Origin of the sequence: Streptomyces yangpuensis (assembly GCF_001005295.1) — a bacterium.
Taxonomy (GTDB): domain Bacteria; phylum Actinomycetota; class Actinomycetes; order Streptomycetales; family Streptomycetaceae; genus Streptomyces; species Streptomyces yangpuensis.
In genome coordinates, this window is sequence record NZ_LBMK01000004.1 from 210,821 (window position 1) to 224,444 (window position 13,624).

Annotated in this window: 11 protein-coding genes and 1 pseudogene; 6 read left to right on the plus strand and 6 right to left on the minus strand. The window is 72.4% G+C overall.

Translation table 11 applies throughout. The annotated features are described in order from the left end of the window. Nucleotides 1-8: 8 nt before the first annotated feature. The 3 genes from AAT21_RS22385 to AAT21_RS22395 all read right to left on the minus strand — a co-directional run bounded on the left by AAT21_RS22385 (nucleotide 9) and on the right by AAT21_RS22395 (nucleotide 3,340). Nucleotides 9-1,688 carry a hypothetical protein gene (locus AAT21_RS22385; protein WP_046778746.1) on the minus strand — a complete coding sequence of 560 codons (1,680 nt, stop codon included), beginning with the start codon at nucleotides 1,686-1,688 and terminating at the stop codon, nucleotides 9-11. Continuing rightward, nucleotides 1,685-2,527: an ABC transporter ATP-binding protein gene (locus tag AAT21_RS22390; RefSeq protein ID WP_030964733.1), complete on the minus strand. Its 843-nt coding sequence runs from the start codon at nucleotides 2,525-2,527 to the stop codon at nucleotides 1,685-1,687. The genes AAT21_RS22385 and AAT21_RS22390 overlap by 4 nt, the downstream gene beginning before the upstream one ends. A gap of 144 nt (nucleotides 2,528-2,671) precedes the next feature. Continuing rightward, nucleotides 2,672-3,340, minus strand: coding sequence for a bifunctional DNA primase/polymerase (locus AAT21_RS22395; protein WP_235439100.1), 669 nt, complete (start codon nucleotides 3,338-3,340; stop codon nucleotides 2,672-2,674). Nucleotides 3,341-3,574: 234 nt separating this feature from the next. Here AAT21_RS22395 and AAT21_RS22400 point away from each other — a divergent pair, with 234 nt between their 5' ends. Together AAT21_RS22400 and AAT21_RS39735 are read left to right on the plus strand one after the other, a co-directional pair. Then, entirely contained in the window at nucleotides 3,575-4,945 is a 1,371-nt protein-coding gene (locus AAT21_RS22400; RefSeq protein ID WP_046778747.1) for a tetratricopeptide repeat protein, read from the plus strand. A gap of 318 nt (nucleotides 4,946-5,263) precedes the next feature. Beyond that, on the plus strand, nucleotides 5,264-6,592 hold the full coding sequence (locus AAT21_RS39735) for a hypothetical protein (protein ID WP_046778748.1): 1,329 nt from the start codon (nucleotides 5,264-5,266) through the stop codon (nucleotides 6,590-6,592). Between the two features lie 70 nt (nucleotides 6,593-6,662). Here AAT21_RS39735 and AAT21_RS22410 read toward each other — a convergent pair whose 3' ends face one another. Further along, nucleotides 6,663-7,955, minus strand: a complete 1,293-nt coding sequence (locus AAT21_RS22410; RefSeq protein WP_046779006.1) for an ABC transporter substrate-binding protein — start codon at nucleotides 7,953-7,955, stop codon at nucleotides 6,663-6,665. A gap of 196 nt (nucleotides 7,956-8,151) precedes the next feature. On the opposite strand from AAT21_RS22410, the gene AAT21_RS22415 reads away from it, so the two are divergent. Beyond that, nucleotides 8,152-8,598: an SCO4402 family protein gene (locus AAT21_RS22415; RefSeq protein WP_030902465.1), complete on the plus strand. Its 447-nt coding sequence runs from the start codon at nucleotides 8,152-8,154 to the stop codon at nucleotides 8,596-8,598. A gap of 14 nt (nucleotides 8,599-8,612) precedes the next feature. After that, nucleotides 8,613-9,497: a formyltetrahydrofolate deformylase gene (gene purU, locus AAT21_RS22420; RefSeq protein WP_030964739.1), complete on the plus strand. Its 885-nt coding sequence runs from the start codon at nucleotides 8,613-8,615 to the stop codon at nucleotides 9,495-9,497. Nucleotides 9,498-9,817: 320 nt separating this feature from the next. On the opposite strand, the gene AAT21_RS22425 is transcribed toward purU, so the two are convergent. Continuing rightward, nucleotides 9,818-10,336 (minus strand): EF-hand domain-containing protein, encoded by a 519-nt coding sequence (locus tag AAT21_RS22425; RefSeq protein ID WP_046778749.1) that lies wholly within the window; start codon nucleotides 10,334-10,336, stop codon nucleotides 9,818-9,820. A gap of 301 nt (nucleotides 10,337-10,637) precedes the next feature. Here AAT21_RS22425 and AAT21_RS22430 point away from each other — a divergent pair, with 301 nt between their 5' ends. Next, nucleotides 10,638-11,216: a sigma-70 family RNA polymerase sigma factor gene (locus AAT21_RS22430; RefSeq protein ID WP_030964741.1), complete on the plus strand. Its 579-nt coding sequence runs from the start codon at nucleotides 10,638-10,640 to the stop codon at nucleotides 11,214-11,216. After that, nucleotides 11,213-12,464, plus strand: a pseudogene (locus AAT21_RS22435) (maleylpyruvate isomerase N-terminal domain-containing protein). The gene AAT21_RS22430 and the pseudogene AAT21_RS22435 overlap by 4 nt, the downstream one beginning before the upstream one ends. A gap of 622 nt (nucleotides 12,465-13,086) precedes the next feature. On the opposite strand, the gene AAT21_RS22440 reads toward AAT21_RS22435, so the two are convergent. Then, nucleotides 13,087-13,623, minus strand: coding sequence for an NUDIX domain-containing protein (locus AAT21_RS22440; protein ID WP_046778750.1), 537 nt, complete (start codon nucleotides 13,621-13,623; stop codon nucleotides 13,087-13,089). Nucleotide 13,624 lies beyond the last annotated feature (1 nt).

Genomic DNA, 13,624 nt, shown 5'->3' on the forward strand with positions numbered 1-13,624 from the left:
GCGGGCGCTCAGCCCTTGCTCACCGCCGACAGGATCTCCGGCAGCTTCCGCGCCACCGTCGGCGCCGCGAGCCGCAGCCCCGCCCAGGCGGCCAGCCAGCCCCAGGCCACACCGACCGGGAGCACGATCCACGAGACGTGCCGGTGCTCGGCCATGTTCAGCCAGATCGTCAGGGCGATCACCGGCGCGCTCACCAGCGCCGACATCAGCATGCCGGCGGCGATACCGCCCCAGGCGAGCCCACCCTGCCCCGGGGCGACGTTCTTGAAGGCGCCGTCCGTCGGAATGGAGTACGGGAAGCGGGCCGAGGCCAGGGCCCCTGTGCACAGCATCGAGCCCACCAGGGCCAGAGCCACCCCCCCCCCGGCGGGGAAGGCCTGCCAGTCGTCCACCAGAGCGGCGGTGACCGCCGTGACGAGGACCGTGTACGGGAGGACGACCAGGGCCAGCGCGGCCGCACGGGCGCGCAGCTCCACATACGCGTCACGGGTGCTGGAGATGGTCTGCGCGACCATCCAGAACGCCGAGGTGTCCTGCCCGAACTGGTTGTACATCTGGACGCCGAGCATGCCCGCGCCGAAGCTGCCCAGATACACCGACCCGGTGCCCTGCAGCGCGTTGAAGACGGGCACGATCACACCGATCGCCAGCGCGGTCACCCACGCCGACTTCGTCTTCGGGTCGCGCACGGCATAGCGCAGGGTGCGCTGCATGGACGCGCCCGTCCGGCCGCCGGGCATCAGCGACCAGAAGCCGCCGTCGGCAACGCCGCGGTTCTTCACCGGCCCGGACGCCGCGATCGTCGAACCGTCCGGTGTGACCATCAGCTTGGTCAGGCTGCCCTCCCAGGACCACAGCAGACCGGCCACGGCCGCCACGCTCAGCACCAGCTGGGCCGCCGCCCTGCCGTACGCGCCCTCGCCCACCGAGTCCACCATGCCGACGGCGGTCGCCGGCGGCAGCCACCGCACCACCGCCTCGACGGGCTCCAGCGCCGTGACGCCGCCCGCCTGGAAGAGGCTCTGGCTGGCGAAGTTGGCCAGCTGCGCGCCCACCGCGATCACCAGACCGCTCAGCAGTGCCAGGTCGCGCCCCTTGCGGCTGGTCAGCAGCCGCACATTGGCCGTCGCCACGGCCCGTGCGAGGGTCACGCACCCGAGCAGCAGGAGCGGTACGGCGACCACCGCGGCCACCGCACCCGCGGCGCCGCGCGCGACGGCTGCCACCGAGCCGACCGCCAGGCACAGCGTGAACAGCGGCCCGATCCCGACCAGCGAGGTCGCGAGCAGGGCCCGTACCAGAGGACGCGGACGCAGCGGCAGCATCACCAGCCGGCTCGGGTCCATCGTCTCGTCTCCGGCCGGGAAGAACAGCGGCATGAACGCCCAGCCCAGCGCCAGGATCCCGGCCAGCAGGACCACGACGGTGCCCGCGTGCGCGTTGCCGTGCAGCAGAGCCAGGCCGAGCGTCATGAAGAAGCCGACCACCAGCGCGAAGGCCAGCGTCGAGAAGTAGGCGGCCTTGCGCTTCGAGGAGCCCTTGAGTCCGTTGCGCAGCAGCGACAGCTTGATGCGGAGGAAGACCGGGGTCAGCGCGGGCGGCGCGGCGGGCGCTGACCGTCCGGCGGACACCCCGGGGGCGATCCCGGCGGCGCCGGTGGCTCCGGCGGGAGCGGTGGGCGCGCTCATCGCGCGACCGTCCCGGAGGTGCCGCCGAGCCAGTCCAGGGAGTCGCCGGCCGCGTCCCGCCCGTGCGCGCCGACCAGTTCGAGGAAGGCGGCCTGCAGGGAGGGCGCGGAGCCCCGTACGTCGGCCAGCGGGCCCGCGGCGCGGATCCGGCCGGCGGCCATCACGGCCACCCAGTCGCACAGTGACTCGACGAGCTCCATCACGTGGGAGGAGAACACGACCGTGGCACCGGACGAGGTGTAGCGCTCCAGCACGCCGCGGATGGTCTGCGCCGACACCGGGTCGACACCCTCGAACGGCTCGTCCAGGAAGAGCACTTCGGGGTTGTGCAGCAGGGCCGCCGCCAGGCCGATCTTCTTCCGCATGCCGGTCGAGTAGTCGACGACCAGCTTGTGCTGCGAACCGGCGAGGTCGAGGATCTCCAGCAGCTGCGTGGCCCGCTTGTCGGTCTCGTCCCCCGCGAGCCCGCGCAACCGGCCCATGTAGCCGAGCAGTTCACGCCCCGACAGCCGTTCGAAGAGCCGCAGCCCCTCGGGCAGTACGCCGATCCGCGCCTTCACCTCGGTCGGGTCCGCCCACACGTCGTGGCCCGCGACAACGACCCGCCCCATGTCGGGGCGCAGCAGTCCGGTCACCATCGACAGCGTGGTCGTCTTGCCCGCGCCGTTCGGCCCCACCAGGCCGATGAACTTCCCCGCGGGCAGCTCCAGATCGATGCCGGCGACGGCGACCTGCTCGCCGAACCGCTTCCACAGACCTTCCACGCGCACGGCGGACGGAGCGGTTCGCGCGCCGTCCGTCCCGTGCGTTCCACCCGTCGCATCGCCCTGGTCCGGCATGCGCCCGCCTCTCGTCACACGTCCCCGTTGGTCGTTCTTTCCTCACGATAGGAGGAGGGGGAGAGGCCTCATCAGTTACTTATGTCATGAGTTCCCGGGGCGCTTCCTCACAGCGGCCGCCGCGGCCGCATCACCGGCGCGGTGTCACCCCTGGCGGCGCTTGCGTTCCGCCGCCGCCTCGCTGCCGCACGCGTACGCCAGCGCGTCGATCAGCTCCTCCGTGTCCGGCAGCCACCGGTTCGCGGGCGTGGGCCGGCGCGCCCACTGCACCGCGCCCCGGCCGCCGAAGCGGGTGGGCGGGGCCGCCACGTACTCGCCCTCGCCACGGGCCGCCAGGTCGATCGCGGACGGCACCCAGCCCAGCTTCCGTACGAGGTCCGCGACCTTGACCCCGGCGCCCGGCAGCACGAAGAACAGCATCCGGTGATCGGGCGTCAGCGTGACCGGCCCGAGGGTGCGCTGCATCCGCTCCAGCCGGGCCAGCGCCAGGAAGCCGGCCGATTCCGGCACGTCCAGCGCGTCGAAGGTCCGGCCCGTCGGCAGCAGGATCGACGCCTGCGGGTGCTTGCCCCAGACGCGGCGCACCTGGACCGCGCTGCCGGTGGCGTGCGACGCCCAGTCCTTCACCGCCGGGTGCGCGCCGGGCGCCGGGCAGTCCTCGGCCCCGCAGGAGCACAGCTCCCGGCCGTCCCCGGGCTCCAACCAGGTGCCGGCGAAGACATCCCAGTGCCGTTCTTCCACGTACCGCACGGCATGGTCCAACAGCTGCTCGCCGCGCTGCTTGGGGATGGGTGCGGTCTCCGTGACTCCCATGGTCTCTTCCACGCCCATCACAACTGCCCGGGTCACCCGGGGTTACGGGGGTGAACCCGCCCGCGAGCGGAGCATCGATCCTGCACGCGGGGCGCACTGATGCACGCGTGGGGGCGCGTAGGAGGCCGGGGCGCTGTTGCTGGGTAGCGACACGACGCAGAGCGGAAGATTCTCCGCACATCAGGCGGGAAGTGATCATTCCAACGGATCACCCGCGGTCAGCAGGGGGTTTTCATGGCAGCCAGGCCTCTCGTCGCCCGCCAGCCGAACGAACGGCTGCAGGCGCTCATCCAGGAAGCCGGGTGCTCCAACGCCGGGCTAGCCCGGCGCGTGAACATGTGCGGGGCCGAACACGGCCTCGATCTCCGCTACGACAAGACGTCCGTGGCCCGCTGGCTGCGCGGCCAGCAGCCGCGCGGCCGGGCACCCGGGATCATCGCCGAGGCCCTCGGGCGCAAACTCGGCCGGACCGTCACCATCGACGAGATCGGCATGGCCAACGGCAAGAACCTCGCCTCCGGCGTCGGCCTGCAGTTCTCCCCGACCGTCATCGGCGCGATCGAGCAGGTCTGCGAGCTGTGGCGCAGCGACGTCGGCCGCCGCGACTTCCTCTCCGGCTCCAGCGTGGCCGCCTCCGCCCTCGTCGAACCCAGCCGCGACTGGCTGATCACCGGCGCCGACCACCAGGTGGCCCGCAGCGGGGGATCACGCGTCGGCATGTCGGACGTGGAGGCGGTACGGGCGACCACCGAGGCCCTCAAGGACCTCGACCACCGCTTCGGCAGCGGCCACGTACGGCCGGTGGTCGTGCACTACCTCAACTCGGTGGTGTCGGGGCTGATCGGCGGCTCCTACCGGGAGCCGGTCGGCCGGGCCCTCTTCGCGGCGGTGGCCCGGCTGACGGAACTGGCGGGCTACATGGCGGTGGACACCGGCCAGCCCGGCCTGGCACAGCGCTACTACATCCAGGCGCTGCGCCTGGCCCAGGCGGCCGGGGACCGCGCGTACGGGGGCTATGTACTGGCGGCGTCCATGAGCCACCTCGCGGCGGAACTCGGGAACCCGCGGGAGATCGCGCAGCTGGCACGGGCCGCGCAGGAGGGGACCCGCGGGCAGGTCACCCCGAGGGTCGAGGCCATGTACTACGCCGCCGAGGCCCGCGGGCACGCGCTGCTGGGCGACGGCCGGGCGACGGGGGTGCTGTCCGCGCGGGCCCTGAGCGCGCTGGAGCGGGCGGAGCCGGAGTCCGGCGACGACCCGGTGTGGATCCGCCACTTCGACGAGGCGTACCTCGCGGACGAGCTGGCCCACTGCCACCGCGACCTGGGCCAGGCGGACGCGGCGGCCAGGCAGGCCGAGGAGGCCCTGCGGAGCCTGCCGCCGGGCAAGGCACGCCGCCGCGCCATCGGGATGCTGCTGCTGGCGGCGGCGCAGGTGCAGCAGCGGGAGGTGGAGCAGGCCTGCCAGACGGCCACGCAGGCGGCGGACCTGCTGGAGGGGCTCCGCTCGAACCGGGGGAAGGAGTACCTGGAGGACTTCAGGTCCCGGCTGGAGCCGTTCCGGGAGGAGGCGCCGGTCCGGGAATTCGCCGCCCGAGTCGCCTGACGGCGGGCCCGAAGCACGGGGCTCCGCCCCGGACCCCGCGCCTCAAACGCCGGCGAGGCCGAATGGTGCGGCGGTTTTCGTGGACAGGAGACGGCGGGGACGGACGGGGACGGTATGCGGGCGGGCGGGCGGGNGGGGTGGGTGTCGGCTGGGACGTAAAACGTGATGTGTGGCGCGGCGCATGCCAGTACGGCTGGACCGCCTCAGGGCGCCATGAATCATGCAGTCCCGGACGGCACCCCACCCCGCCGCGCCCCATGAGCAGGTAGCGTTGCCGGACGGTTCCGTACGGTCGGGCGAGTCGGAGAAGGAGTCCCGGTGACGCAGAGCGGACAAGGGGGCACCCCTCAGCCTGGTACCCCATGGGATCCGGACGCGGCGTCCGGCTATCCGGTGTACCCGGAGCAGCCGCAGCAGGCCCACCCCGGGGCCGCCTACGGCTACCCGCAGGCCTACCCCGCCTCGGAGGTCCCGGCCGGGCACGTGGTCGGGCCCGGCTACGAGGGACCCGGCGCACCGCACGGCTACGGCTATCCGCCGCTGCCCGAGGCCGCCACCCAGTACATCCCGCCCGTACCGGCAGCCCCCGCCGCCCCCGCACACGACGAGGCGGCGACCCAGTTCATCCCGCCCGTCCCGGCGCACCCCGGCCCCGGCCAGGACGAGGCCGCCACGCAGTACATAGCCCCCGTGCCGGCAGGCCACGGCCCCGCGGCCCCCGCGCACGCGGAGGCTGCGACCCAGTACATCCCGCCGGTCCCGGCGGGACCCACGGCCCCCGCCGCCTCCGCCGTCGAAGGCTTCGACGGCCTGTTCCGCGGCGACGACTCCGCCGGGCACACCCAGCACCTGCCGCCCGTACAGGAGCCCGTACTGCGGGGCCGCCCCCCGCAGCGCCCCTACCCGCCGCGCGGCCAGGGCCCCGTACTGCCCCAGCCCCACCAGCAGCACCCGCACCAGCAGCACCCGCAGCACCCGCACCAGCAGTACGCACCGCCCCCGCCGGCGGAGCCCTCCCGCAAGGTCTCGCCCGCGATCATCGGCGCCGTCGTTATCGGCCTCGCCATGGTCGGCCTCGGCGTCGGCACGCTGCTCCCCGACGGCAAGCCCCGGAACAACGACCCCGGCGCCGTGCCCGTCGCGCCGACCGCGAGCGGCGGCTCCGCCGCGCCCGCCGAGGCCCCGGTCGACCCGGCCCGCCCCCAGGCCGTCCAGCTGGACAAGCTCCTCGCGGACAGCAACGACAGCCGGGCCGCGGTGATCAAGGCCGTGGAGGACATCAAGAGCTGCGCCAACCTGGACCAGGCCGCCTCGGACCTGCGCGACGCGGCCCGCCAGCGCGAGGAACTCGTCACCCGGCTGCAGGAGTTGAAGCTCGACAAGCTCCCCGACCACGCCAGGCTGTCCGCCGCCCTGACCAAGGCCTGGCAGGCGTCGGCGGACGCCGACAACAGCTACGCGGCGTGGGCCGACGACGTGGACGACGACGACAAGTGCAAGGACGGCAAGGCCAAGGCCAACAAGAACGCCGCCGAGGGCAACAAGTCGAGCGGGGAGGCGACCAAGGCCAAGGAGTCGGCCGCGACCATGTGGAACACGATCGCGGCCAAGTACGGACTCACCAAGCGCGACAAGTCCCAGCTCTGACCGCTCCCGCTCCCGCCCCCGGCGTACGGACTGCGGACCACGGACCCGCCAGGCCCCCGTCAGACCCCTCTCAGGCCGTACGCGGGGCCTGCTCCAGCGTCGAGGTCATGTCCAGGCTCTGCTCGCCGGGCTGCGCCACCAGCCGCCCGGACTGCACGATCTGGAAGGTGACCTGCCCGTTGACGATGCGGGGGAAGCCGGCGACGGCCCGCATGTCCTGGTAGCGCCAGCTCAGGTCCGGGGTGAGGCCGCCGGTCCTGACCGGCTGGGCCTCGTTCAGCGACCGCTTGACCTTGCGGGCGTCGATGCCCTCGCCCTTCCCGAAGCGCTTCACGATCTCGCTCAGCACCGTGTACGCGATCCAGGTGGTCTGCGCCCCGGTGTCGTCGGGGTCGACGGTGTCGTCCCCGAAGGCGAACTCGCTGACGACCTTGCGCATCGGCTCCCAGACGGGGTCGGAGGACACCGGGTACCAGCTCGTGATGTACGCGCCCTCGAAGGGGCTCTCCCGGCCGCCCGTGCGGTCCACCAGGGACTGGCTGACACTGCCCAGCACGGACGAGATCTGCGGCTTCTTGCGCTGCGGCTCGGTGCGGCGGAAGGCGTCGAAGAACGTCTCGGTGCGCTCGCCGAGGACCGCGGTGACGCAGCCCTTCTCCTTCTCCTTGCCGGTGCCGGTGGTGTGCGCGAGGGCCTCGGTGGCCTGCGGCTTGAAGTCGGCGGAGTCCTCCGCGGCCCGGATGTCGGCCGCGTCGGCCATCTTGTTCGCCCGCAGTCCCGCGTTCAGCAGGACCGGCAGCGCGTCGCCCGGGATGGTGTCGGGGCGGACGAGGGCCACCTGGTCGCAGACGCGTCCCAGCTGGTGGCCGGCGCCGGCGATGAGGACGGACTGGCCGCCGTTGACCGGGTAGGACATCGGGGACTGGAACTCCTCGGAGGAGACTCCGTAGCCGCCGATGAAGGGAATGCCCTCCGCCTCCAGCGGGGCCATGAAGGCGCGTCCGTGCTGGCTGTAGGAGCCGACGACGGCGACCGCATTCTCCGCGACGGCCTTGCGGGCGCAGTCGGCGGCGCCGCTGGGGGTGTTCTTCTCGTTGCAGGTCAGTACGCGGAGTTTGTGGCCGTTGATGCCGCCCTTGGCGTTCACCCAGCGCTCGTACGCCTTGGCCATTCCGGTCATTCCCGGCATGTTCGTGGCCTTGGTCCCCTCGGGGGCGAAGGTCATGACGGTGATGGTCGCTCCAGGGCCCCCGGAGCCCGCGGAGCCCCCCGGGAGCGCCCCGCATCCGGCCACGAGGCTCGCACCCATCGCCGTGGCCACGAAGGTGCGGGAGAGCGATGCTGCGCGTCGCGAGATGGTCATGTCCATGCACCATTCCGCCCCACGAATAACTGTCGAGTGAGATGGACGCAACATCGGGTGACGTCGAGGTGAATTACGGGGGCGCAGTCCTTTGCGGGCGCTTCAAGATCGCACTCAACAGGAACGTACGATCGAAAGCGTGACATTCGCCCAAGGTTCGAAGAACTCTTCCAAACGCGGCGGCCGCTCCTCCACCATGGGCGGCATGCCCCTGAACGACATGCCGTGGTGGCGCTGGCGCAGCAACGTGCGCTCGGCGCTGCACATGCTTTCCGATCCGGCCTTCCACGAGGACACCTGGCTGGCCGGCGACGAAGGGTACGGCGACGTCACCGACGCCGTGTACCGGCTCGTCGAGGACACCTGGCTCGACAGCTGGTCGGCGGAGAAGTACGTCGGCACGATCTTCCGCGACTCGCAGGAGGCGGCCCTTGTCGACCTCGCCGTGCTGCGCGTGCTCCGGATCCTCCACCAGGTCGGCCCCGACGCCCCCGTCTCCGTCTACCTGGAGCACCACGCGTGGCCCGAGGCGGTCCGTGCCGCGCGCGAGGCGCACGTACGGCTCGCGCAGGCCGACGGGGACGACCCGGACGTGCGGCCCACCTCGCTGGAAGTTTTGAAGATCCTCACCCGCGCGGTGTGAAAGGCTGTGCGGTCATGAGCGACCCGCACAACGAGGCCCAGGCCCAGCAGCAGCCCCAGTACGTCCTGACCGTGTCCTGCCCCGACAAGCAGGGCATCGTGCACGCCGTGTCGAGCTACCTCTTCATGACCGGCTGCAACATCGTGGACAGCCAGCAGTTCGGAGACCGGGAGACCGGGCTCTTCTTCATGCGGGTGCACTTCGAGGCCGAGCCTGCCGTGACGGTGGAGAAGCTGCGGGCGAGCTTCGCCGCCATCGGCGAGTCCTTCAAGATGGACTGGGAGATCCACCGCTCCGAGGAGCGCATGCGGATCATCCTGATGGTGTCCAAGTTCGGGCACTGCCTCAACGACCTGCTGTTCCGGTCGCGGATCGGGGCCCTGCCGGTCGAGATCGCGGCCGTGGTGTCCAACCACACCGATTTCGCCGAGCTGGTCGCCTCGTACGACGTGCCGTTCGTGCACATCCCGGTGACGAAGGACACGAAGGCCCAGGCCGAGGCGCAGCTGCTGGAACTCGTACGGGCCGAGAACGTCGAGCTGGTGGTGCTGGCCCGGTACATGCAGGTGCTGTCGGACAACCTGTGCAAGGAGCTGAGCGGGCGGATCATCAACATCCACCACTCGTTCCTGCCGAGCTTCAAGGGCGCGAAGCCGTACCACCAGGCGCACGCGCGCGGTGTGAAGCTGATCGGCGCGACCGCGCACTACGTGACGGCGGACCTCGACGAGGGGCCGATCATCGAGCAGGAGGTCGAGCGGGTGGGCCACGAGGTCACCCCGGACCAGCTGGTGGCCGTCGGGCGCGATGTCGAGTGCCAGGCGCTCGCACGCGCGGTGAAGTGGCACAGCGAGCACCGCGTCCTGCTGAACGGCTCCCGCACGGTGGTCTTCGCCTGACGCCCGGGCTCCGATGTACGGACCCCGGCCGTCCGGGAGCGCGGCACGGGGGCCGGCGGCCGTAGGGTCGCGGCGGCGGTGGCGCCTGCGGTGCGGTCCCGGTCCGCTGTCCGCGGCGCGTGCTGCGGGCCGTTTCCGCGGCGGGGCTTCAGGCGGTCGCCCGGCCCGTCCGCCCGGCCCGTCCGCCCGGCCAGTCCGGCGGGACCGTCCGGCAGGACCGGGGGCGGCCGGGCGCCGCCCCCGGATCCCCGTGCCCCGCCCGTCACCGCTGTGCGGGGCTTCGGGCGACACCCAGCACGCGTGCGAGCCCGCCGCAGGCGTCACGCGTCCGGGGCCTCCACGCCGCAGTACGCCGCGAAAGCCGCCAGGATCTCGTCCTCCGAGATACGGCCGTCGCCGTCCGTGTCGAGACCGAGCGCCACCTGCTCGGCGAGCTCCGGCGCCGTGCCGAGGACCCGCAGCACCCGGGCCGCGGCCGGCGGCGTCGCGCCGAGGCCGTCCTCGTCCGCCACCGCGATCACGGCACGCAGGAACGGCCGTGCGATCTCCGCGAACCGCTGCGGGTTGTCCCGCAGCCGCTTGGCCGCCCCGGTGATGAACTCCTCGCGGGACACCCGCTGGTCCCCGTCGACGTCCGCGATTCCGGCCATGCCCTGCCAGAACGCCTCGGCGCCGCCGAAGACGGCCTGGCCCTTCTCCGACCGTGCGGCGGTACCGAATTCGACCAGGACGGCCTTCGCGGCCGCGCTGAAGTCCTCCCGGTCGATGAAGCCGGACCCGTCCTGGTCGAAGGTGGCGAATCGGGCGGCGATCTTGCGCTCGTATTCTGCGCTGTCCATATGCGGCGTTCCACCTTCACGTGTGCGTGGGGTTCAGATCAAGACAAGGCAGGAGCGTAAGGCCTATGTGGCCTGCACGTTAAGCGAAGCGGTCAAGCAGGCGGCCGCATCGAACCCGCGCACGGGGAGCGCGGCGGGGCGCGTACGCGTGTACCCATGTGCCCGGGGCCGCACCACCGTTCACGCCCTGCGACGCCCCTATCACGCAGGGCCCACGTCCGAAGGGAGCTTCAGCCAAAACAGGCGCGATCCGCCATGTGCCCACTACATTCGATGCGTCGACACACGGCTGGGGGCACTTATGCCGAAGGACGTACCACCGCGGTGGGACCGCCGCATGCAGCAGCGCCTCGCCCGCGGCGAGGCCGCCGCGCTCGGTGAGCTCTACGACCGCTTCGCCTCGCTCGTGCACAGCCTGGCGCACCGCGTGCTGGGCGACGAGAAGGCGGCGGACCGGATCACCCGCGAGGTCTTCGGCTACATCTGGGAGAACCCGGACGCCTACGACCCCAAGCAGGGCTCCATGCGTTCCTGGGTCGCCCGGATCACCCAGGGCCAGGCGGTGGCCCGGCTGCGCCAGGCCGAACTGGGCCGGGGCTCCCGCGAGGAGCTGGAGCAGAAGGTGCGCAGCGCCAACGCCGCCGCCCGCGCGGACTACATCGTCACCTCCATGCCCGCGCCGCTGCGGGCCGCGCTGGAACTCGCGTACTTCAAGCGGCGCGACTACCGGCAGGCCGCCGCCGACCTCCAGATCAGCGAGGACGAGGCGCGCCGCAGGCTGCGGCTCGGGCTCCAGCTGCTGTCGACCGCCAACGCCCTCCCGCAGGAGGACACCGCCCAGCCCGGTTACGGCCCGCGCGAATACGGAACACCCCGATGAACGGCCCCGCGCAGTCACCCGACGACGGATACGAGCGTCCCGGCGGCCGGGCGCGGATACCGGGCCCGCGCGGGGCCGCCGACGACCTCGACCCGGGGCATGCGCCGAGGCCCCTGCCGTTGCCCCCGGAACCGGCCCCGCCGCCGCCCTCGCACGCCGTGCTGAAGTCCCTGCTCGGCGCGTGGGCGTTGGCGGCGTGCTCCGCCGAGGAGACCCGGGCCGTGGAGGACCACCTCACCGAATGCGCGCCCTGCGCCGAGGAGGCGCTGCGGCTGCGCGACGCCGTCGGACTGCTGCATCCCGAGGAGAGCCTCGACCTCAAGCCGCTGCTGCGCTCGCGGGTCCGTCCTGGAGGACTGCCTCGGCAAGCGCCCGGCCCGCATCCCGGTTCCGGTGTGGGCGAGTCCGTACGACACCGAGACCGCGCGGCTCGACGCCCTGCTGCAGGACTTCGGCGACTCCGAGTGGCACACCCCCGTACGCCTGAAGTGGTTCGAGGAGGAACGGCGCCGCTCCCAGCGGACCACCGTGGCGGGCGTGATCGGGCACCTCATGACGGTCGACGGGATGATCGCCACCGCGCTCGGTCTGGACGATCCGCTGGGGGCGGACGCGCCGCCGGGCGGTCCGACCGTACGGACGGAGTACTTCTGGGGCGCGTCGGCGAAGCCGACGACGCGCCAGGTGCGCGAACCGTGGCGGGAACAGGGCCACACCCTGGTCCGTACGGTGTCCTTCGCGGGCCGGGGCGTCGCCGAACTCGCCGTGGACTACGGCGGTTTCGCGCTGCCGCTCGGCGACGCCTTCCTGGAGCGGGCCTTCGAGTGCTGGGTGCACGCGTGGGACATCGCGGACGCGGTGGACTACCCGTACGAGCCGCCGTCCGGACCGCACCTGCACCGGATGATCGACCTGGCGGCGCGGATGCTGCCGGGCGCGCTGGCAGAGCGCCGCCGCGCGGGCCTGGCGGCCCCGCCGCGGACCCTGGTCGCCGCCGGAGCACCCGGGCGGACCCTGCACCTGGAGATCGAGGGCGCGGGCGGCGGTGGCTGGGACATCGCGCTGGACTCGCCGGGGGCGAAACCGTCGCCGGAACGCACGGTCGCGGAGATAGCCCTGGACGGCATCGAGTTCTGCCAGCTGGCCGCCGGCCACATCTCGCCGGAGGACGTGGCGGCGGGCCAACACGGCGACCGCGAGGCGATCCGCGACGTCCTCTTCGCGGCGGCATCCCTGAGCCGCCTCTAGGCGGCGGGCGCCGGTACGAGCGCACGCGCACCCAGCGCCTCAACCCCCGCAGCCCCCACGTCCCGGGCCCGGCGCCCGCCCAGCCGCCCCGGGGGCGCGGCGGGGTCGGCGCACGGCGTAAGACGGCGGGCTGGGGGCGGTGAGGCGCGGGGTGGTTGTAGCGGGCGGTGTTCCGGCGGGCCGGGAGTCGGAGCTGTTCTGGGGTTTTCCCGTCCGTCCCATGGTTTTCCGGTTCGGGCCGGTCCCTCAAGGGCGCTCCCTGCCGTCGCGTCGCTGCGCGATGGCCTGCGGCCACCCTTGACCGCCCGTCCCGCCCCGGAACCACAAGGACAGCCGGAAAACCCCAAAAGAACGAGCCGGACCTCACGAGACCATCGGGGAGATCAGCGATGTGCGGCCGGAGCCCGGAGCGCCCCACATCGCTACGCGCTCCTGCCCAACGGCGTCCGCGAGCCCAGTGGGCTGGTCATAAGCCGCCATCAGTCGCTACGCGCTGCCCTGGTACGGCGTCCGCACGTCGCGCCCGAGCCCTCCTGTCGTAGCCGGGCTTGCGCAGCCTCGCTCGCAGCGGGCGCAGGCGGAAAGAACGGGTCCTTGGGTATGAAGTGGAGCAGCATGATGCTCACGCTGCCGACCAGCCGTCCAGCGAGACCTCCGAGCCGTCATTCAGGTACTGGCGGAGGGCGCTGGCTGTGGTGTCCACAAAGGCTTGCGGGATGGCGTCGGCGTCGACCCAGCAGACGCGGGAGTGCTTGCGGGGTTCGCGGTTCTCGGGTTCGCCGGTCCATTCGTGGGCGGCGAAGACGACCGTGAGGAAGCCGTTGGGGGCCTCGACGCCCCAGGCGCCGTGGATGATGTGGGCGACCTTGAGGGACTCGGGCTTCACCGTGATGCCCGTCTCCTCGTAGAGCTCGCGTACCGCGGTCTCCGTGATGGGTTCACCTGGCTCGCTCTTGCCGACGGGGAGGTCCCATAGGCCCTTGGCGAACTTGGCGTTCTGGCTGCGTTGGAGGAGGACGACGCGGTTGGTGGCTTTGTCGTGGACGATGACGGCCGCGACCAGCAGGGTCATCGATTCGAGCGCCGGCTTGAGGGCTGGGGAGCGGTCGTCGGTCTGCTGGGCCACGGTGTTCCCTTCGTCGGGCGGGTTGTTGGGCATG